Consider the following 20,138-nt stretch of genomic DNA (forward strand, 5'->3'; position numbering starts at 1 on the left):
TCAAGCGCGGACGGCGGGGGCGAGCGTGTGGGCGCACCACTGCTCGAAGGTGGTGGGGGACGCGGTTTTCGGGGTGCGGGTGACTCCGGCGTCGAGGCCGTGGTCTTTGGCCCGCTTCATGTCGACGACACCCTGGGCGAAGGCCTCGTCGAGGCCATAGCCGACCAGCTCGGTGCGCAGTTCGTCGAACGACTGGCGTTCGTAGCGGACCGGGCGGCCGAGCTGTTGGGTCATGATGCGGGCCATGTCATCGGGCGACAGGTCGTGCGGCCCGAGGACCGGGACCTCGGCGGTGCCGGTCCACGAACAGTCGAGCAGCAGGCCTGCGGCGACGGCCGCGATATCGGCGACGGCGACGAGCGGGGCTTTGCGGTCGGCGTCGACAACATCGACGAACACCCCCTTGTCGCGGATCGAGTCGACGTCCTCCAGGAGGTTCTCGAAGAAGGACGGGTTGGCCAAGGCTCGGTAGGCCACGCCGGAACCCGCGATGAGGTCGTCCATGGCGAAGGAGGCGGTGACCAGGCCCGCGCGGTCGGCGACCGGGGTACCTCGGCCGAGCGCGGAGACCCCGACTACATGGCCGACGCCGTGGACAGCGAGCGCCTCAGCGGCGGGGCGGGTGAAGCCGCTCCAGCCGTCGTGCGGGGACCGGGAGGCGTCCGGGGGAACGAGCCAGAAGACGGCATCCGCGCCGTCGAGGGCCCGGTCGAGGACGTGGGCGTCGCCGTGCGAGCCGGTGATCACTTCGACCCGTTCGTGCACGACGTCCGGGAGCCGCGCGGGATCACGCACGATCACCCGCAGCTGCTCATCGGACTCCATGAGCTGGGCGAGCAGTGGGCGGCCGATGTTCCCGGTAGGAGCGGTGATAACGATCATGAGGGCCTCGCAGTTCGTTGGATCGGTACACCCGCAATCCTGCGAACAACCACGCATTGCCACAATGGGAATCTCAGCACTGAATTATTGACTGAAATGGAATAACGCTGGTGAACAGCCACGATCCGGTCATCGATGCCAATCTGGCCATCGCGCTGAACGCCCTGTTGGCCGAGCACAGCGTCACGCGCGCCGCCGCCCGCCTGCACACCTCACCCGCCGCGATGAGCCGCACCCTCGCCCGTCTGCGGCGCATCCTCGGCGATCCGCTCCTGGTCCGGGCCGGACAAGTGATGGTTCCCACCCCGCGTGCCGAGGCCCTGCGCGAGGAAGCCGCCGCGGTGGTGCGCAGCCTGGGTGCGCTGCTCAGCCCCGGCACCGGCGTCGACCCCGCGGGTCTGATCAGCACCTTCACCCTGCAAGCCGCCGACCTGGTCGGCGCGGCGCTGGCGCCCCGACTGCTGCAGCTGGCCGAGCAGGAGGCGCCGGGCGTCTCGTTCCGGCTGCTGGCCGAGGAGTTGGAGGCCGGATCCGCGCTTCGCGACGGCCGGATCGACCTGGAGATCGGGTCCATCGACCACATAGATCCTGAGACTCAGGTCGAAGAGTTGGTCCGCCTGCGGATGGTGGCGGCGGTCCGGCCCGGCCACTACCTCACCGAGGAACCCCTGACCCCAGCGCGATTCGCTGCCGCCGAGCACGTCGCGGTCAGCCGACGCGGCCGGTTCACCGGACCACTCGATGCCGCGCTGGCCGAGCAGAACCTTCGACGACGGGTCAGGGTCGTCCTCCCCAGCCACCTGGCCGCCATGACCCTCGCCGCCCGCAGCGATATCGTCTGCCTCGTCCCCGCCGCGCTAGCCGGCGCCGACCCGTCACCCCTCACCGACGACGCGACCGCCCTCGGACTGCACCTCCTCGACATCCCCCTCGCACTGCCCCCGGTGACCATCGGCATGGCCTGGCACCCCCGCCACACCGCCGACGGAGCCCACCACTGGCTGCGCGACGCCATCCGCCGCACCCTCACATCACCTGAGCCCTGATCGCCGCATCGCTGAGCCGGAGCGGCCACGCTACGGTTCAGCGGACGACCGCACGGCGCATCGCCTGCGGCAACGCCGCGATGAGATCGGAATCAGGGTGGGGAAGAGTACGGCGCCGGTCAATCCGGTGGTGCCGGTGTATTGGGCGGTATCGGCGGTTGGCGCGGTGCTGTATTTCCTCGGCGTCCTCCATGTGGGGATGCGGTTGGCGCAGTGGTCGGGCAGCGACGTCGCGATGACGCTGATGTTGCCGATCGGTCTGGTGTTCGGCCTGGTGACGTGGCCGTTCGTGCTCGCGGTGGGGTGGCGTGCGCGCCGGGCGTATCTGAGGAAGTCCGCGGTCCCCGTTGCGGCGACGGTGGTCGAGTCCGGTCACCACGTGCATCGACGGGCCGGACGGATCTTCGTCACACACAGGGTGAAGATCGACGTGGTGTTCACCCATCCCGAGACAGGAACCGAACACCGGATGAAGAAGGAGTTCGCGTTCGCGGAGTTCCGGCGGGCGGCCGCGAAACGGCTCGCGCACCGGTTTCCGCCGGACGCCGAGCTGCCGATGCTGGTGCGCGGACGCGCCGCGGGATTCGATGTGCCGCAGCGACCGCAATGGGTCGACATCTGGTAGGTGGCTACGCCGACCACGGCCCGATACCGATCGCGCAACCGATCTACAACATGTGGCGACCCCTCGGCAAACCCGTTGGAGGGGGCGGATGATGAGTCGATGACCGAAGCGATCCTGCAGGTGAAGTGGAAGTCCGCCCCGGAAGACCACGACTATCCGGCTGCCGCCGACTATATCGAGCTACTCGGCGACAAGGCCCTGGTAGACGCGATCGTGGCCGAGCTCAGGGCCGCGCCGGTGGTCGTCAAGAAGGTGAAGGACATTCTGCGGGCCTCCCAGCTCAATGCCCTCACCCCGGACAACCCGCATGTGCGCAGAGACCTGCTCAAGGTGACCGAGGGCAAGAAGCTCTCGCCGATCCTGCTGGTGCGCGGTGACTGTCGCCGGAACGTGCCGATGCTGATCGCGGACGGCTACCACCGGGTGTGCGCGCTGTACTGGGCCGACGAGAACATCGAAGTACCGGCCAAGATCGCCGCGATGCCATGACCTTCGCGACCCTGGCGCTGGTGGTCGCGCTCGGGTTGATCGGGCCGCTGCTGGCTTTGCCCAAGAAGCTGTACCTGCCGGTGCTGCTCGGCGAGATGGTCGCGGGAATCATCTTCGGCACCACTGGTTTCGGCATCCTCGACCCCACCGATCCGATCTTCGTCTTCCTCGCGGATATGGGTTTCGCGCTGGTGATGTTCGCCGCGGGGACCCACGTTCCCGTGCGTGATCCGCAGGTGCGCACCGCGCTCGGCAGCGGTGCGGCGCGGGCCGTGCTGGTCGGCGTGGTGGCGGCGGTCGCGGGCTGGGCGGTGGCGCAGGCGTTCGACATCGGGCACGCGGCCGTCTACGCGGTGCTGATGGCGTCGTCGTCGGCGGCGATGGCGTTGCCGATCATCGACTCGATGCGGTTGAGCGGGCCGCCGGTCCTGTCGCTCACCGCACAGGTGGCCATCGCCGACACCGCGTGCATCGTCGCGCTGCCGCTGGTGATCGATCCGGCGAACGCCCTCAGAGCCGCGATCGGCGCGGTAGCCGTCGCACTCTGCGCGGTGGTGATGTTCTTCGTCCTGCGCTACCTACAGAAGACGGGTGCACAGCGCCAGGTGCACGAGGTGTCCGAGGACCGGAAGTTCACGCTCGAACTGCGGGTGAGTCTGGTCCTGGTGTTCGCGCTGTGCGGGGTGGCGAGCGCGATGCACGTCTCGATCATGCTCGGCGGGTTCGCTGCCGGCCTGGCGGTGGCCGGGGTCGGCGAACCACGGCGGGTGGCCAAGCAGGTGTTCGCGATCAGCGACGGCCTGCTCGCTCCCCTGTTCTTCGTCTGGCTCGGCGCTCGGCTCGATCTCCGGGAGTTCGGGGAGCATCCTCGGTTCATCCTGCTCGGCCTCGCCCTCGGCTTCGGTGCGGTTGCCGTGCACTGCGCGGCGCGACTGCTCGGCCAGCCGGTGGCCTACGGCACGCTGGCCGCGGCCCAGATCGGGGTGCCCGTCGCGGCGGTGACCGTCGGTAGTCAGTTGGGGGTGCTCGTGCCGGGCGAGGGCTCGGCGATCATGTTGGCGACGCTGTGCACCATTGTGGTGGCGGCGATAGCGGCCGGACGACTCGCGGCGAAGGCCACCGCTCCCGCGGTCGACCTGTGAGCCCGATCAATTCCTGTTCGCGTCAGTAACGATCTTGCTGGTGGTCACGACAATGTTCGTGACATGCGGCCCGTCGGGGGGCCTGCCCACCTGTAGGTCATTCGAACGGGATCACATATGAATCTGCGTGAGTTTCTTGCGAAACATCGCCTTGCTTCGGCTGTCGCCGCGCCTGCGGCGTTGGGAGTCGCGGCGATCGTGGCCGCTTCGTTCGCGGTGACGTCGCAGCCTGCTTCACCGAGCTACGAGCTGACCACGTCGGTGACCGAATGCCGCGAGATGGTGACCATCTCGGTGGCCGGTCGCAACGACACCCCGGTCGAGGGCACCACGGCGATGCTGCTCGACGCCAACGGAAACCCGCTGCCCGCGGCGCTGTCGGGCGATCACAGCAGCGTCTGGGTGGATCCGGTGGTGAACGCACCACGTGACGATCTGGCCGAGGGCGAGTACGCGGCGGTGTACATCGCCTACCCGGCCGATATGTCGACCTATGAGGACGCGGTCAACGCGGGTGTCGCCAACACCCAGCAGGTGATGCGCGAGATCTCGGCGGCCTGCCCGGACACCAAGTTCTCCATCGTCGGCTACAGCGAGGGCGCCGACGTGGTGCGCCGCGTGGCCGAGGGCATCGGCAACGACGATCCCGCAGACGGATACGCGACCGTGAATCCGGACGACGTGCTCGGTGTGGTGATGTTCGCCGATCCCGGGCGCAAGGCCGGCGACGGCACGTTCCTCGGTGCCGAGGACCCGTTCGCCAACCCCGACAACTTCGACCAGAAGTACCAGAACGGCACCAAGCCGATCTCGGGTCAGGGCGTGACCACGGGCAACGACTTCGGCGCGCTCAACGGCAAGATCGCCTCGTTCTGCTCCGAGGGTGACCTCACCTGCGCGGCGCCGGAGAACATCTCGCTGCTGCAGTTGGCCGCCAATGTGGGTCGCCAGATCAATATCGACGACCTGCAGCGCGACGGGCTCACTCCGGCCACCGGCCAGGACATGGCCTTCACGCTGGGCCGGATCGCGATGGCCGCGTTCTCCGACATCGGCTCGAACCCGAACTGGATGGCCAGCGACGAAACCTTCCTCGACGTGCTGCTGAAGGTCTCCGACCCGGATTACAAGCCGGGTCATCCCACCACCACCCCGGCGAAGGCCGACGTGATCGCCGGTGAGCAGCTCTCGCCGCTGGCGTACCTGCCGCAGAAGATCTTCAACGAGATCGTCGGGCTGATCGTGACGAACCAGAACACGATCCCGGTGGCGATGAGCGATCCGTACCAGCTCACCCTCGGCCCGAACGGCACCGGTCACCACTTCGACTACTGGCGTGATTCCGACTCCGCGAACGGCAAGCCGCTCACCTCGGCGGAGTACGCCGCGGCATGGCTCACGCACCTGGCCAAGCAGGCACAGGCGGGCGAGACGGTGAACACCAAGGCCGCACCGGACGACTCCTCGGTGACAGCCGCGCTGGCAGCTCCGACGAAGCCGGCGACGACCACCACCGCGCCGACCAGCACGTCGAAGTCGACCACCTCGAAGTCGACGACGACCAGCCCCAAGTCGACCACCACGTCGAAGACGGACACCAGCACCACGGCACCGTCCACGACAGTGCCCCCGACCACCACGCCGTCGACCACCACGCCGGAACCGGCGACCAACCAGGCCGCCGCACCCGCCCCGACCACGACCGTGGATCCCACCACGACCGTGGCACCGACCACGACGGTGGCTCCGACCACGACTGTCGAGCCGACCACCACGGTGGCCCCGACAACCACCACGCCAGCCAACTAGTCACCGACGACGAAATCCCCGGTGGGCAGCGATAACCGCTGCGCACCGGGGATTTTCGTCTGTCTAGGCCGCCACAGGTTCGGCGACCGGGGGCCCAACGGCACGCTCGCCGCGAGTAGCCGCGATCAACACCACCAGGCCGGTCACCGCGAACCCCATCCCGACCCACAGCGGCGAGACCCAGCCGAACCCGGCACTGATCGCCAGCCCGGACAGCCACACGCCGAGGAAGTTGCCCACGTTGAAGGCCGCGATATTGGCCGACGAGGCGAGAGTCGGTGCGGCACCGGCATGGTCGAGCACCCGCATCTGCAGGCCAGGGGTCGCGCCGAAGCCGAAAAAGCCCATGGCGGGCAGGAGCAGCAGCGCCGCGATCTTGTGATCGGCGAGCAGCGCGAACGCCGCCAGCGAGATCCCGAGGGCCAGCGCGAGCGCCAGCAGGGTACGGGTGAGTGCGCGGTCGGCCCAGCGGCCGCCGAGCAGATTGCCGAAGAACAGCCCGACACCGAACAACACGAGCAGCCAGGGCACCACGCCCTCGGAGAACCCGGTGACACGGGTGAGTAGCGGCTCGATATACATGAACGCACCGAACATGCCACCGAACACCAGCACGGTCATGACCAGCGAGTACCAGACCTGGGTGTTGCGGAATACCGACAGTTCGGCCCGCAGGTCCGGCCGTTCGCGGGTGGTCGGTGCGTCGGGGACGAGCGCGGTGATACCTGCCAGCGCGACCAGCCCGACGACAGTGATCACCACGAACGTGGCTCGCCAGCCCCACTGCTGTCCGATGAACGTCCCCAGCGGGACGCCGAGAACATTGGCGACGGTGAGCCCGCCGAACATGATCGAGATGGCGCCCGCCTTCTTCTCCGGCGCGACGAGCGAGGACGCTAGCACCGCCCCGATGCCGAAGAACGCACCGTGCGCGAGGGCCGCGAGGATCCGTCCGCCGAGCAGTGCCGCGTAGCCGGGAGCCAGTACCGAGGCCGCGTTGCCGACAACGAACAGCACCATGAGCAGCTGCAAGGCGCGCTTGGGTTGCCAGCGATTGACGAGCGGCGTGAGCGCGAGCGCGCCGATGACGACGGCCAGCGCGTAACCGGAGATGAGATAGCCGGCGGTGGGCACCGAGACGCCCAGGTCGGCCGCCACCGGGGAGAGCAACCCCGCGATGACGAATTCGGTGAGTCCGATGCCGAAGCCCCCGAGCGCGAGAGCGATGAGACCGAGTGGCATGTGAACGCTTCCTTCCAACAAGAGCCGATTACCCGCGTGTGCAACTAACTCTAGACGACGTTAGTTGCACACGCGCTATATTGCAACCGCCAGCTATACTCGTCACATGGGTATTGCTGATGACGCCATCGAGGTGCGGGCGACCGGCTGGCGCACCCTGGCCGCGCTACACGCGCACATCGAGACCGCGCTCGAACGCGAGCTGGTGCGCGAGCACGAGCTGTCGATCGTCGAGTTCACCGTGCTCGACGCACTGGCCCGCCAGGACGGCTGGCACATGCGGATCTCGCAGCTCGCCCGCGCCGCCGCACTCTCGGCGAGTGCGACGACCCGACTGGTCAACCGACTGGAAGACCGTGGCTTCCTGGTGCGCGTGCTGTGCGCCGACGACCGCCGCGGCATCTACACCGAACTCACCGAAACCGGCCGAGCCGCCTACGAAATGGCGAAACCGACCCACGATCGAGCACTCGAAACCGCACTCGCCGACGCTGAGCAGATCCCGGAACTGGCCCCCCTCATCGGTTTTCTGCACGGGGTTCCGGCGCCGAGCTGACACGCGACATCGATGCCAACGCGCCGATCATGGTGACTGTTTCGGGTACCGGTGCAATGATCGCTTGGTGACTCAGTGGCTTCCACTCCTCGGCTCGCTCCCGGTCGCCGGCGCAGTTCTGGTCGGCCTCATCGCCAACAACCGAACCCACCGCGAAGGAATCGCGGCCGCCGATGAGCGCGGCAGGCAGGCACTCGACGCCGCGCAGCGCAATGTCGAGCTGTCGAATATGGTGGGCGACCAGCGCGATCACGAAGCGTGGCGCCGCGAGGCGGTGCTCGCCGCGGTCGCCTCGATCCTGGAGACCTCGGCCTCGGTGCGCTCCGATCTCACCACCTGCGGCGAGTGGGATCTGGTCACGGCCGACGAGATCGACGGTGTCGGCGCGCAGATTCACAAGGTGATCTGGGATCGCCCCGGCAGCATGCTGACTCGCCTGCGGGTGGTGGCGCATCGCCGGATTCCCAACAAGTGCGAAGACCTGCTACGCACCCTCACCGCCGCCCAGCACATCACGATGCAGCGGCTGAAACTGCACATCGACGTGGAGGCGACCGTCGAGGAGCTCGAGGAGATGGCCTCGCTGTGGCAGAAGGCGATGCGCCACGCGGCCGAGCAGGAGCGGGCGCTGGTCGAGACGACGCGCATCGAACTCGGCATCGAGATCGCGTCGAAAGGCACGGGGGTAGAGCCTGTTCCGGTGCCTCAACCGGCGACCACCGAAACCCGTTCGGAAGAAGTCGCCTTCGAGGAAGTCACCGGGGAACGGCCCACCGAACCGGAGAGAACAGCCGAGCCGGAGCAGCCCCTCGAGCCGGAGCAGGTCGTCGAGCCACAGCAGGTCGTCGAGCCACAGCAGTCGGTCGAGCCGGAGCGCGCGAATGAGGCGTCGCAGCAAGATGATCCGCGCGACGCCGTCGACCCGCGCGAAGCACAGACCGTCAAGGTCTGACCTCGACGAATGCAAGCCGGCCCGGCCGGATGCTCATCGCGGTAGCGGCTCGAACACCTCGTTTTCGAACAGCTCGAGCATCCAGTAGCGTTCCGCCGAATGAACATCCGGCGAACAGCATAGAGTTCGTGATGGTCTGAGCGTTCAGCTGACGCGACACCATAGGGCCGGGTAGCGTGGATATATGGCACGCAGGGGTGCCATACCCGACAGCGTGGTCGATCGTCTGAAGACTTTTCACCGAACCACTCTCGTCAGGGGGCGATCTCTCATGGATTTCATCGCGCCGTTGGATGCGCTGTTCCTGCTCGCGGAATCTCGTGAGCACCCGATGCACGTCGGATCACTGCAGTTGTTCGAACCGCCGGAAGACGCCGGTCCCGAATATCTGCGCGAGTTCCGCGACACCTTGTTGGCCGACAAGAACGTTCGGCCCACGTTCAGTAAGCGGCCCGCCACCTGGCTGGGCGCACCGCAGATGGCATGGACCCAGGACGACCACGTCGACCTGGACTATCACGTGCAGCGCAGCGCCCTGCCCGGACCGGGCAAGATAGACCAACTGCTCGACCACGCGTCGACCTTGCACAGCGGCCTGCTCGACCGGCACCGGCCGATGTGGGAGGTGCACTTCGTCGAGGGCCTGGCCGACGGACGTTTCGCGCTCTATTGGAAGGTGCATCACGCACTGGTGGACGGGGTTTCGGCCCAGCGCCTCATGCGCCGCACGCTGAGCACCGATCCGTTCGCGACCGAGCTCATGCGGCCGTGGAACCTGCCGCGCAAGGTCGGCCCGGCCCGCCCCGGCAAGTCGCGGCTCGGCGGGCTGATCGACACCGTCACCTCGGCGCGCTCGTCGACCACCGCGTTGATGAAGGCGACCCGCACCGGCCTGTTGCAGCAGCAGCTCACCCTGCCGTTCGAGGCTCCGCGCACGCTGTTCAACGTGCCGATCGGCGGCGCCCGCAAGTGCGCGGTGCGCAGTTGGTCGATGGATCGGGTCAAGCAGGTGAAGAAGGCCACCGGCGCCACGCTCAACGATGTGGTGCTGACGATGTCGGCGGGTGCGTTGCGGGCCTATCTGCTGGAGCGCGACGCTCTTCCGGACAAGCCCATGATCGCGCTGGTGCCGATGTCGTTGCGCGAGGAAGACGATGTCGACAGCCAAGGCGTGAAGGTCGCGGCGCTGCTGTGCAACCTGGGTACCGATATCGCGGATCCGCTGGAACGTCTTCGGGTGGTGAGCGAATCGACGCGTCGCAACAAAGAGGTGTACCGCTCGCTCACGCCGATGCAGACGCTGGCGATGGCCGGGGTGATGTTGAGTCCGCTGGCGGCGATGCTGTTGCCCGGGTTCGCCTCGGTGGCGACGCCGCCGTTCAACATCGTCATCTCGAATGTGCCCGGTTCGAACGAGTCGCTGTACTGGAACGGCTCGCGCCTGGACGCCACGTATCCGCTGTCGATCCCGCTCGACGGGCAGGCCGTGAACATCACCCTCACCTCCAGCGGCAACAACCTCGATTTCGGCCTCGTCGGCTGCCGCCGCACACTGCCCGACCTGCATCGACTGCTCGATCACCTCGAGGATTCCCTGGTCGCGCTGGAGGATGCCGCGCTCTAGAAATTAACCATTTTCGACTAAAATAGAACGTGTTACAGTTCGGTATGCGTACCGAATTCTGCGAACAGCTCGGCATCGAGTTCCCCATCTTCGCCTTCACCCACTGCCGCGACGTCGTAGCGGCGGTGAGCAACGCGGGCGGGTTGGGGGTACTCGGCGCGGTCGGCTTCACCGCTGAACAGCTCGAGGTGGAGCTGGCCTGGCTCGACGAACACGTCACCGGCATCTACGGCGTCGACCTGGTGATCCCGTCGAAATACGAGGGCAAGGGCGTCGACGGGCTCTCCCCCGAGCAGCTGGAAAAGCAGCTGGCGCAGATGGTTCCGCAGGGCCATCGCGACTTCGCCCAGCAGATCCTCACCGACCACAACGTGCCCGCGCTGCCCGACGGTGAGCACCACAACGAGTTGCTCGGCTGGACCGCGACCACCGCGGGTCCGCAGGTCGACGTGATCCTGAACCACCCCAAGGCCAAGCTCGTGGCCAACGCGCTCGGCACCCCGCCCGACGACGTCGTCAAGCGCATCCAGGATTCCGGCCGGGTGATCGGCGCGCTGTGCGGCTCGGTCAAGCACGCGATGAACCACAAGGCAGCCGGCCTCGACTTCGTCGTGTGTCAGGGCACCGAAGGCGGCGGACACTGCGGCGAGGTGTCCTCGCTGGTGCTGTGGCCGCAGGTGATCGATGCGATCGGCGATGTGCCGGTGCTGGCCGCCGGTGGCATCGGCAACGGCGCGCAGGTCGCGGCGGCCCTGGCGATGGGCGCGGCGGGCGCGTGGACCGGGTCGCTGTGGCTCACCGTCGAAGAGGCCAATGTGCCGCCAGCCCAGATGGACACCTACCTCGAGGCAACCAGCCACGACACCATCCGCTCGCGTTCCTGGACCGGCAAGCCGTGCCGCATGCTGCGCAACGACTGGACCGACGCCTGGGAATCCACCGAGACCCCCGACCCGCTGCCCATGCCGCTGCAGATGATGGTCGCCCTCGACGGCGTCAAACGCGGACACCGCTACCCCGAGGCCGCCAAGGACGTGAACTTCAACCCGGTCGGGCAGGTCGTCGGCATGATGAACAAGGTCGAACGCAGCGCCGACGTGGTCAACCGCCTCGTAGAGGAGTACGTCACCGCCTACGACCGCCTCACCCGACTCAACGGCTGAGCTCGTCCGCCTCCCCGAGAACTTCAGCCAGACTCAGGTGCGGGGAAAGCCGGCGACGCGGCAAGCTTCGGAGCCGAGCCGGTCAGCCCGTACCCGATGAGTTACCCATGTGCTTGCGAGATCTCGGGAACCGGTGCGATTCCATCGGTTGCTGGGACCGCTCACTGTGCGGGCTACCACTACACTCGGCGCATCTGACCTGTGGGGCGGTGTTCAGCACACCGCCCCGCAGCATTGCCCTACGGTTGCGGACGGCGGTGACATGGCTTCGGAGGAGTACCCGAGCAAGACCTGGAAAGTGGCCAGGACCCGAGTCGCCCACGCCATCGCCAAGATTCGCGAGGAATACGCGAAGGCCACGCCACGGCCCACCGAGCACGAACCCGTCGACCCGCCGGTACCCGCCGATCTGCTGAATCTGCTGTGCCGCATCGGCGTGGCACTGGTCGGCGCGGGCGAGACCTCCGCACGGGTGCAGGTCATCCTCGACAAGTTGTCCCGGCGCTACGGCACCGACAACATCCATTTCATGGTGTTGCCCACCGCGGTCTTCGTCCGGGTACGCACCGACGAAAGCTCCGCGATCGACATGCTCGACGCCCGCGTCGGCACCCTGCCGCTCGACCAGATCGACGGCCTCTACCGGCTCATCGACCAGATCGAGCAGGACGCGCCGCCGCCGAGCCAGGCGTCGATGGATCTCGACAAGATCCTCACCCAGAAGCCCGGCAGTCCGCCGTGGCTGATCCTGCTCGGGCAGGTGGTACTGACCGTCGGCATCGGGATGATGCTCAACCCGGGCGCGCGGGCGCTGGTCGGCTATGTGGTGCTCGGCCTCGTTGTCGGCGCGCTGACCCAGCTCGCCGACAAGGTGCGGCTGCTGTCGATGGCGTTGCCGGTGGTCGCTTCGGCGGTGGTCGCGGCGCTCGCGTACGGCTTTCCCGGCGCGCTCGCCGGTGGGCAACCGCAGCAGTTGCTGATTCCCGCGGTCGCGACGCTGCTACCCGGCGCGATGCTCACCAACGGCACGATCGAGTTGGCGACCGGATCGATGGTGGCCGGTGCCAGCCGGGTCGTCTACGGCATCAACATGCTGTTCCTGCTGGCGCTGGGTTCCTACGTGGGGATCAGCCTGCTCGGACCGCTGTCGGATCCGCCGGTGAGCACTGCCCAATTGGGTTGGTGGGCACCGCTGCTCGGGGTGCTGCTGATCGGCTACGGGCATTCGTGGCGGTCGAGCGCGCCGCAGAACACGGTGGGCTGGCTGTTGCTTGTCCTCTATGTCACCTACGCGGCCCAGGTCCTCGGCAAGCACGTGTCCGGTCCGCTGACGGGCACATTCCTCGGCGGGCTCGTCGCCGTGAACGCCGCGTATCTGATCCAGAGCCGCAAGCACGCGCCACCGACGCAGGTGGCGTTCCTGCCCGCGTTCTGGATGCTGGTGCCCGGCGGGATCAGTTACACCGGGATCTCCGACCTGGTCACGCATTCCCTGTCGGGTGTGTCGAGCGGCGGGCTGGAGGTGTTGGTGTCGGCGCTGCTCTCGGTGATGTCGATCGCGCTCGGTGTGATGGTCGGCTCGGGTCTTGCCACCGCGCACACGCCGCGTGTCAGCACCCTCATCGACACGGTGGTGCCACACCATCTGCCCTGGATACACACCGCGGGCACGTCGAAGAAACCCGACTCAGACAGCTAGCCGTTCGGTTCAGACGGCCGAGCTCAGTGGCACCGTGTGGATCGGCGTCTCGCCGACGAGCTGGCCGAAGCGGGCGATCACCTTCTCGTGGTACAGCGCGAACAGGTCCTCGAACAGCGCGAGTTGCGCCTCGCTCGGCGGGGAGTCGGCGTCCCATACCGCGAGCAGCGCCCGCCAGACGAGCACGTGCAGATCGGGGGCGACGGCGAAGTAGGCGGCGATCGCCTCCGGCACCTCCACGACCATATCGGCGATCGAATTCAGCACCGCGCGTTGCATACTCATCTCGAGCACGCCGAGGAGCTTGCGCACCAACGCGATCTCGGCGGCGATGATGCGCGCGTGGTCGGGCACGGCGTGGCGCGCCATCGCCTCCAACTCGTCGACGGCGGCGGCGAGCTCGGCCGGATCGAGCACCTTCTCCCCCGCGGTGTAGGCGAGCAGCGCCTCGCCGACGATCCCGCGCTCCACCTCGACGATGTCGGTGAACATCTCGGCGGCGACCGCGGGCGCGGTGATCGAGAACCGGAACAGGTGCCGGTAGACGTCCATGCCGCCCTCCACCCGCACATCGCGGATGGTGAATCCCTTGCCGCGCCTGGCCTCGACGAATCCGTAGGACTCGAGCCTGCCGAGGATGAGCTGGGCGGTGGCGCGGTTCATCCCGAACTCGTCGGCGACCTGACGCACCGACGGCATCAGCTGGCCGGGGCGGTACTCGCCGGTGGCTACCCGGCGCGCCAACTCATCGGCAACGTCGGCGACCACCGTCCGGGATCCCATCGAAACACCTTTCGGTCATCATCCGGCTACGTCCCAGACAGTTTAGGCGCTGGAACCCGACCCCGCACCCACCTGCCTGCGCTGTGGGGCGGTTCACGTCACCCAGCTGTTCATTGCTTGGAACCGACCGAACAGCTTGTTCGGCAATCGGTGGGCAACCCGGCCGATACCGCGGCACGCGATACCCGAACCGCAGATCGTTCGCCGGGCAACGCGCGCCGCTGGATCAGACAGCACTGTGCGACACCGTGATTGAATACGCAGGCAACAGGGCAGCTAAACATCTTGGGAGGAATTGTGAGAACAACTCGGCTCGCCGCGAGCGCGGTTGCCGTACTCGCCGTGATCGCAGGCTTGTCCGGCTGCAGCAACGACAAAGAGGATCACTCAGCGCACGCGTCGAGCACCACCGCGACGCCGACGACCTCCGCCGCGGCCACCACCGCGACGAAGCTGACCGGTAGTTCGGCCGCCCCGCTGCCACCGCCGAGTCCGACCCATCCACCGCAGCCCGCCCTCCAGGACGTGAACTGCGGCCAGGTCACCGGTGGAAACGGCGCCACCGCCGAGGTCATCGTGTTCGCCTCCGACGCGGGCCGGGCCGGCTGTACCGAGGCGATCAATGTCGTCTCCGATTACCTCGGTGTCCCGCGCACCGGTGACGCCGCGGCCGTCGACGGCTGGACCTGCGAACCGCAGCCCGACACCACGGTGCCGCATATCTGCGTCAACCAGGGCCTGACCATCGGCCTGCGCGGCAACGCGGCACCGGCCAGTCCGCCGCCGCCCGCCCCGAGCCCGGTCCGCACGGTCGACCCGACTATGCCCCCGGTGACGACCACCAGCAGCGTCCCGCCCGTCCCGCCGCCCGTCGTCGACGACGTGAACTGCGGACCGGTCACCGACGCGGGCGGCGCCACCCGCACCGTGATCGCGATCGGCACCGCCGACGGCCGTCCCGGTTGCACCGAGGCGATCAACGTGGCCACCACCTACGTCACCACGATCGCCCCGTCCGATTCGGTCGTCGTCGAAGGCTGGCAGTGCAATTCCCAGCCCGATACCCAGGTCCCGCAGGTGTGTTCGAAGGACGGCCTCGTGATCGCCCTCCGAGCGACCTGATCCTGGAAGTCTCGTCTTCGCGGCCCGCCCGATTCTGGACTGACCGAAGGGCCGCGACTCGAGCGCGCCAGCGCTCCAACAATTCAGATCATGTCTTTTTTGTCCAGCCAGCCCATGACGGGCCAGCCGAGACCGACCGGAATCCAGCAGGTCAGCACGCGGTAGAGCAGTACGGCGGGGACTGCGATCTCGGCCGGGACGCCGAAGGCCGCGAGACCACCGATCAGCGCCGCCTCGACCGCGCCGACGCCACCGGGTGTCGGCGCGGCCGAGGCCAGCGTGCCGCCGATCATGGTGACGATGGTGACGGCCACGAAATCCGTGCCACCACCGAAGGCTTCGACGCTCGTCCACAGCGCCAGCGCCTGCCCGAGGGTGATCATGCCGCAGCCGCCGACGATGACGATGAATCGCTTCGGGTCCTTCGCGAGGTCGACGAGTTCGCCGAACACTTCCTTGACCTGCGGGCGCACCGAATGATTCACCCAGCGACGCAGCGTCGGCACGAACATGAACGCGCCGATCAGTCCCACACCCACGCCCGCGGCCAGATACAGCACCGTCGCGTCGGGCACGATGTGGGCCAGGTTGCTCGACGTTCCGGCCACCACACTGAACACCACGAGCAGCACCAGGTGGGTGAGCACCTGCATCGACTGCTGCATCGCCACCGCGGCCGTAGCCCGCAGCGTGGACATGCCCGCCTTCTGCAGGAACCGCACGCTCAGCGCCAACCCGCCGACACCGGCGGGGGTGGTCGTCGCCACGAAGGTGTTGGCCAGCTGCTCCACGAGCAGATAGCGCATCTTGATCAGGCCGTCCGCACAGGCACCGAGCGCGGCGGCGGCGCCGACGTAGGTCAACCCCGACACGGCGAGACCCGCGAGCGCCCACCACCAGTTGAGCGTGCGCAGCTGACTGAAGAACGTCGGCACCTGGCTGAAGAACGGATACGCCACGTAGACCAGCGCGACCAGTAGGACGAGCTGGATGAGCTGGTTGCGGGAGAAACGGGTGATCTGCTCGGACTGGATGCGGTCGTGGCCGGTTTGCCTTCGCACCTCCTCGCGGGCGGTGGACATCACTTTGGTCCACTGCGGCACCGACTTTCGGATGCCGATCGACATGGCCGATTTCGTCAGGCGCCGGGCCGCGACGGCGACCTTGTCCTCGCCGAGTGCCTCGATCGCCGCCGAGACCGCCTCGTGTTTGCCGTAGAGCGAGGTGGTGGTCACCAGCAACTGGGCGATGTCGGTCTGACGTTGCGACTCGGCCGAACCGAATTCGGCGGCGGCGAAACCGCCGAACAGGGTGTCGCCCTGGCTGACTCGCACGAAGTCGGGTTGCAGATCGCCGAGGCTGATCTGGTTGTCGTGCAGGCGAAGCAGCGAACGCCACACCCCGGGCAGCACCTGCGCCGACAAGGTCGCGATCGGCGTACCGCGAGGCATGGTGTGCGCGTACAGCATCCAGCCGCGACTCAGGCCCGCCACCACGACCTGATGGCTGTCGGCCATCCCGAGGTCACCGATCGCGATGCCGAGCAGCGCCCGATGTTCCACCGCACGGTGCATCGATCCGTGTAGCGGTGCGGTCTCGCTGGAGCGGAAGGTGATCCAGCGCCACACCTGCCGGATCGCGCCGAAGCTGCGCTGGTTCTTGCCGTACAGCTCGACGACGATCTCGTCTTCGGGCCCGTCGACCTCGGTGGCGAGCAGCAACGGTCCGCGCCCGGCCGGCCGATCGACCCGGAAGGCTTTCACGGTATGGCCCCGCCCGGCGAGCACCCGGACCGCGGCGTCGAGGGGCACCTCGAGCGCGGGCGTGCCGACCAGCCAGACGATCACCGCGCCGACCAGCCAGCCGACCGCCAAGCCGAGCATCGCCCGCGCGGGCACCACCGAGCTCACCACCAGGTGGATCGGCGCGAACATCAACAGCAGAAACCACATCCAGCGCCGGGGCCGCACCGGCAGCCACGGGCTCGACACGGTGAGCATGGCCGCGAGCATCGCGATCCAGCGTGGATCGTCGAGGAACTGGGAAAGGAAGGTGTCGAAGCGGTCAGGGACCGGCATGTGCCATTTCGGCGTGGAGATGCCCGCGCCGGTGATCGACAGGGCGAGCACCGCGAACAGGCCCGCCGCCCCGTACCCGGCCAGCAGCTTCCACTGCCTGCGCAACACGAGTTCGATGAAGATGGCGAACGGCAGTGCCAGGATGAGCATTCCGTAGATCAGGTAGACCATGGTCGCCTGGTCCTGGCTGAGAAAGTCCACGATCCTGGCGACCGAGCGTTCCAGCGCCAGCCACTCCGGCCGGGTGATCAGCGAGCCCGCGACCACCACGGCTACACCTATCCCCGCCAGCACCACCCGGACGATGTCACTGGTACGCCGGATCAGCGGTTGCAGGAGTTTCCCCGTGACCGGGATCTCCCGACCGTCGACTCGCATGAGCCGCACGATACACACCGACACGCCGCAGACCCGCCGGGACATCACCCAACCAGCACGGTCGTTCCCGCGTGCCGTGAAGCCGATCACAGGCCGTCACAAACACTGGCGTTACCCCGTCCAGGAAGTAGGAAAACCTCCACTCAGCCGGAAGGAACGATCATGCAGGTTCTGCTCGCAGGTGCCACCGGCGCCATCGGCCGCCCCCTGATCCGCGCGTTGTCCGCGAACGGGCACACAGTTTCCGCGCTCGTCCGCAATCCGAACGCGAACCCGCTCGTGCGCGAGCTCGGCGCCACCCCGGTCACCGCCGATGTGCTCGACCGCGAGGCACTCCTACACGCTGTCGACGGTCTGCGCGCCGACGCCGTGATCCATCAGGCCACCGCCTTGCGCGATGCCAAGGTGCAACGCCGGATTCCGGCCGACGATCCGACCGGGCTGCTGCGGACGGCCGGCACGGCCAACCTGCTCGCGGCCGCGTCGGTGGTGGGCGCCGGGCGGTTCGTCACCCAGTCGCTGATCCTCGGCTACGGGTACCACGATCACGGCGACCGGCTCGTCACCGAGCGCGACCGGTTCGGGGTGTACGACGGTGGGGTGGCCGACGAGGTGGTCCGCGCGTGCGTTTCCGGCGAGAGCCAGGTCTTCGACGCGCCCGGTGTCGACGGAATCGCGTTGCGGTACGGGCTCTTCTACGGTCCGGGAGCGTTCAGTGATCTGTTCGCGGACATGATGCGCAAGCACGCGCCGGTCGGGCCGTTGGGTTCCGGTGGAGTCAATACCTGGGTCCATGTCGACGACGCGGCCGCCGCGACCGTCGCCGCACTCGAACGCGGTGCACCCGGTCGCGCCTACAACATCGCCGACGACAACCCGATCACCTGGCAGGAATTCTTCGCGGAGGTCGCCCGCAGCCACCGGACTCCACGCCCGATCCGCTTGCCCGCGTGGATGATCCGACTGGCCGTGCCCTATATCGGCGCGCTCATGTCGGATACCTCGATGCGGATCTCGAGTCGGCTGGCCAACGACGAATTGGGTTGGAGTCCTCGATATTCCAGCGTTTCCGCCGGTCTCGCCGCCTGACGGATCGATCCACCGCTTCCGGATGCGCTACGCGGGTCAGTGCGCCGCTCTCGCCATGACAGCGGCGCGGTCGTGGCCGGGGATCACTTCGATATCGGCCGGGAGGGCGTGCAGTCGGTGAATGGTTTCGAAGGCCCGGTCGCGGGTGGCGTCGAGTAGTTCGCCCAGGAGCGGAGCCTTTTCCCGGATGAGGTCGATCTGCAGGGTGCTCCAGACCGCGTCGCCCGCGAGCAGGACGCGGGAGCCGTCGTCCACGGCGAGCAGGATGCCGACACTGCCGGGAGTGTGGCCTGCCAGGTCCACGATCAGGACGGAGCCGTCACCGAACAGGTCGTGACTACGGGCGAAGGTGAGTACCGGCGGGCCGTCGAGTTCGTAGAGGTCGAAGGCGCGCCCGCGCAGCGGCCCTCGGGCGACGCCGAGCGGCACCTGCGCACCGGCCATGGCCCACCGGTACTCGATATCGGGCACGCGGATCGGGACCAGGCCGGGCAGTTCGTACAGCCCCGCGACGTGGTCCCAGTGCAGATGTGTCGGCAGCACGAAGTCGATATCGTTGCCGGTGAGGTCGTGAGCGGCCAGTACCTCGCTCAGCCCGTGCACCGGGCTGTCGGGGGCGACCAGCAGCGGCACGGGAAAGGGCAGCTCGGGCAGCACTCGCTGGTGCACGCCCGCGCAGATCGCCGGGTCGACCAGGAAGGTGGCCTCCGGGTGGCGGACCAGGAACGTCGACATGGTCAGCTGCGTGGACCGCAGGGTCCGCACACCCTCGGCGACGATCGCCGTCGGCGCGGACAGCTCCGCCTGCACGAGCGCGGTCAGACCTACGGTGTTGTGCGCGGGAGGGACGGGAACGCACTCCAGCCCGTCGAGAAATGCGGTGTCGGCGCCGCGCGGCCAGAGCAGCCGTGGACCCGTGGTGACGACACCGACCCAGCAAGCGAGAACAGTCGATAACATCGTCGTGCGCTCACCCATATGTGCCACCGTAGGCGATCGCCCACACCCCGACCACCGGGCCAGGTCGAGCCGCTGTTGTCAGCGGCCAACGCCCGATAACATTCGGCGTCTAGTCGGTGCGGCCCATCAACCGATCTGTTTCGCGTCGTTCACGTTTCGTGGGCCGACCCGCACCACGCTCGCGCTGCGGCAGGGTGGCGAGGACTTCTTTCGGAGGCGGCGGCGGGCTGCGATCGATCAGGCACTGGGCGGCGACGGGCGGACCGACGCGCTTGTGGATGATCCGCTCGACGACGACGATGCGCTCGAGGCCGGCATGACGGACTCTGATCTCGTCACCCGGGCGGACGGTCAGCGCCGGTTTCGCCGTTACCCCATTAACGCGGACATGCCCGGCGCGGCAAGCTTCTGCCGCGGCCGAGCGTGTTTTGAACAGGCGCACTGCCCAGGTCCACGCGTCGACGCGGGCCTGGGTATCGGAGTGCTGGGGGGTCACCCC

Annotated in this window: 18 protein-coding genes; 12 read left to right on the forward strand and 6 right to left on the reverse strand. The window is 67.8% G+C overall.

Annotated features, from left to right (window positions below; all coding sequences use genetic code 11):
* On the reverse strand, nt 1–882 hold the full coding sequence (locus tag ASD42_RS31910; RefSeq protein ID WP_056823942.1) for an NAD(P)H-binding protein: 882 nt from the start codon (nt 880–882) through the stop codon (nt 1–3).
* Nucleotides 883–992: 110 nt separating this feature from the next.
* Here ASD42_RS31910 and ASD42_RS31915 point away from each other — a divergent pair, with 110 nt between their 5' ends.
* The 5 genes from ASD42_RS31915 (at nt 993) to ASD42_RS31935 (ending at nt 5,993) form a co-directional block, all read left to right on the forward strand.
* Nucleotides 993–1,928, forward strand: coding sequence for a LysR family transcriptional regulator (locus ASD42_RS31915; RefSeq protein WP_131816811.1), 936 nt, complete (start codon nt 993–995; stop codon nt 1,926–1,928).
* A gap of 97 nt (nt 1,929–2,025) precedes the next feature.
* Nucleotides 2,026–2,553, forward strand: coding sequence for a hypothetical protein (locus tag ASD42_RS31920; RefSeq protein WP_056823948.1), 528 nt, complete (start codon nt 2,026–2,028; stop codon nt 2,551–2,553).
* Between the two features lie 111 nt (nt 2,554–2,664).
* Nucleotides 2,665–3,042, forward strand: a complete 378-nt coding sequence (locus tag ASD42_RS31925) for a hypothetical protein (RefSeq protein WP_056824229.1) — start codon at nt 2,665–2,667, stop codon at nt 3,040–3,042.
* The gene (locus ASD42_RS31930; protein WP_056823950.1) at nt 3,039–4,184 is read left to right on the forward strand and encodes a cation:proton antiporter; all 1,146 of its coding nucleotides are present in this window, start codon (nt 3,039–3,041) and stop codon (nt 4,182–4,184) included. The genes ASD42_RS31925 and ASD42_RS31930 overlap by 4 nt, the downstream gene beginning before the upstream one ends.
* Nucleotides 4,185–4,301: 117 nt before the next feature.
* Nucleotides 4,302–5,993, forward strand: a complete 1,692-nt coding sequence (locus ASD42_RS31935; RefSeq protein WP_056823953.1) for a cutinase family protein — start codon at nt 4,302–4,304, stop codon at nt 5,991–5,993.
* Nucleotides 5,994–6,056: 63 nt separating this feature from the next.
* On the opposite strand, the gene ASD42_RS31940 is transcribed toward ASD42_RS31935, so the two are convergent.
* Nucleotides 6,057–7,235, reverse strand: coding sequence for an MFS transporter (locus ASD42_RS31940; RefSeq protein WP_056823956.1), 1,179 nt, complete (start codon nt 7,233–7,235; stop codon nt 6,057–6,059).
* A gap of 106 nt (nt 7,236–7,341) precedes the next feature.
* On the opposite strand from ASD42_RS31940, the gene ASD42_RS31945 reads away from it, so the two are divergent.
* From ASD42_RS31945 to ASD42_RS31965, 5 genes are all read left to right on the forward strand, one after another.
* Complete coding sequence (locus tag ASD42_RS31945; protein WP_056823959.1) at nt 7,342–7,791, forward strand: MarR family winged helix-turn-helix transcriptional regulator; 450 nt, start codon at nt 7,342–7,344, stop codon at nt 7,789–7,791.
* 67 nt (nt 7,792–7,858) lie between these two features.
* Entirely contained in the window at nt 7,859–8,743 is an 885-nt protein-coding gene (locus tag ASD42_RS31950; protein ID WP_056823962.1) for a hypothetical protein, read from the forward strand.
* A gap of 271 nt (nt 8,744–9,014) precedes the next feature.
* On the forward strand, nt 9,015–10,367 hold the full coding sequence (locus tag ASD42_RS31955; protein ID WP_056823964.1) for a WS/DGAT/MGAT family O-acyltransferase: 1,353 nt from the start codon (nt 9,015–9,017) through the stop codon (nt 10,365–10,367).
* 44 nt (nt 10,368–10,411) lie between these two features.
* Nucleotides 10,412–11,530 (forward strand): NAD(P)H-dependent flavin oxidoreductase, encoded by a 1,119-nt coding sequence (locus ASD42_RS31960; protein WP_056823967.1) that lies wholly within the window; start codon nt 10,412–10,414, stop codon nt 11,528–11,530.
* Between the two features lie 262 nt (nt 11,531–11,792).
* Complete coding sequence (locus ASD42_RS31965; RefSeq protein WP_056823970.1) at nt 11,793–13,229, forward strand: threonine/serine ThrE exporter family protein; 1,437 nt, start codon at nt 11,793–11,795, stop codon at nt 13,227–13,229.
* Nucleotides 13,230–13,238: 9 nt separating this feature from the next.
* Here the strand turns inward: ASD42_RS31965 and ASD42_RS31970 are convergent, their stop codons facing one another.
* Nucleotides 13,239–14,012, reverse strand: coding sequence for a GntR family transcriptional regulator (locus ASD42_RS31970; protein ID WP_056823973.1), 774 nt, complete (start codon nt 14,010–14,012; stop codon nt 13,239–13,241).
* 297 nt (nt 14,013–14,309) lie between these two features.
* Here ASD42_RS31970 and ASD42_RS31975 point away from each other — a divergent pair, with 297 nt between their 5' ends.
* On the forward strand, nt 14,310–15,134 hold the full coding sequence (locus ASD42_RS31975) for a hypothetical protein (RefSeq protein ID WP_156677658.1): 825 nt from the start codon (nt 14,310–14,312) through the stop codon (nt 15,132–15,134).
* Nucleotides 15,135–15,217: 83 nt separating this feature from the next.
* Here the strand turns inward: ASD42_RS31975 and ASD42_RS31980 are convergent, their stop codons facing one another.
* A complete protein-coding gene (locus ASD42_RS31980; RefSeq protein ID WP_056824232.1) occupies nt 15,218–17,590 on the reverse strand; it encodes a lysylphosphatidylglycerol synthase transmembrane domain-containing protein in 2,373 nt (790 codons plus the stop codon).
* 162 nt (nt 17,591–17,752) lie between these two features.
* On the opposite strand from ASD42_RS31980, the gene ASD42_RS31985 reads away from it, so the two are divergent.
* Nucleotides 17,753–18,679, forward strand: a complete 927-nt coding sequence (locus ASD42_RS31985; protein ID WP_056823982.1) for an NAD-dependent epimerase/dehydratase family protein — start codon at nt 17,753–17,755, stop codon at nt 18,677–18,679.
* A gap of 36 nt (nt 18,680–18,715) precedes the next feature.
* Here ASD42_RS31985 and ASD42_RS31990 read toward each other — a convergent pair whose 3' ends face one another.
* Entirely contained in the window at nt 18,716–19,657 is a 942-nt protein-coding gene (locus tag ASD42_RS31990; RefSeq protein ID WP_056823984.1) for an MBL fold metallo-hydrolase, read from the reverse strand.
* Between the two features lie 91 nt (nt 19,658–19,748).
* A complete protein-coding gene (locus ASD42_RS31995) occupies nt 19,749–20,135 on the reverse strand; it encodes an RNA-binding S4 domain-containing protein (RefSeq protein WP_056823987.1) in 387 nt (128 codons plus the stop codon).
* Between the last annotated feature and the right edge of the window lie 3 nt (nt 20,136–20,138).

The sequence above is a fragment of the Nocardia sp. Root136 genome (genome assembly GCF_001427185.1).
GTDB classification, from domain to species: domain Bacteria; phylum Actinomycetota; class Actinomycetes; order Mycobacteriales; family Mycobacteriaceae; genus Nocardia; species Nocardia salmonicida.

Excerpts from the sequence above, each read along its gene's own strand:
- ASD42_RS31930 (WP_056823950.1), top strand. The coding sequence starts at position 3,039 with ATGACCTTCGCGACCCTGGCGCTGGTGGTCGCGCTCGGGTTGATCGGG.
- ASD42_RS31940 (WP_056823956.1), bottom strand. The coding sequence starts at position 7,235 with ATGCCACTCGGTCTCATCGCTCTCGCGCTCGGGGGCTTCGGCATCGGA.
- ASD42_RS31955 (WP_056823964.1), top strand. The coding sequence starts at position 9,015 with ATGGATTTCATCGCGCCGTTGGATGCGCTGTTCCTGCTCGCGGAATCT.
- ASD42_RS31910 (WP_056823942.1), bottom strand. The coding sequence starts at position 882 with ATGATCGTTATCACCGCTCCTACCGGGAACATCGGCCGCCCACTGCTC.
- ASD42_RS31960 (WP_056823967.1), top strand. The coding sequence starts at position 10,412 with ATGCGTACCGAATTCTGCGAACAGCTCGGCATCGAGTTCCCCATCTTC.
- ASD42_RS31990 (WP_056823984.1), bottom strand. The coding sequence starts at position 19,657 with ATGGGTGAGCGCACGACGATGTTATCGACTGTTCTCGCTTGCTGGGTC.
- ASD42_RS31980 (WP_056824232.1), bottom strand. The coding sequence starts at position 17,590 with ATGCGAGTCGACGGTCGGGAGATCCCGGTCACGGGGAAACTCCTGCAA.
- ASD42_RS31935 (WP_056823953.1), top strand. The coding sequence starts at position 4,302 with ATGAATCTGCGTGAGTTTCTTGCGAAACATCGCCTTGCTTCGGCTGTC.
- ASD42_RS31970 (WP_056823973.1), bottom strand. The coding sequence starts at position 14,012 with ATGGGATCCCGGACGGTGGTCGCCGACGTTGCCGATGAGTTGGCGCGC.
- ASD42_RS31985 (WP_056823982.1), top strand. The coding sequence starts at position 17,753 with ATGCAGGTTCTGCTCGCAGGTGCCACCGGCGCCATCGGCCGCCCCCTG.
- ASD42_RS31965 (WP_056823970.1), top strand. The coding sequence starts at position 11,793 with ATGGCTTCGGAGGAGTACCCGAGCAAGACCTGGAAAGTGGCCAGGACC.
- ASD42_RS31945 (WP_056823959.1), top strand. The coding sequence starts at position 7,342 with ATGGGTATTGCTGATGACGCCATCGAGGTGCGGGCGACCGGCTGGCGC.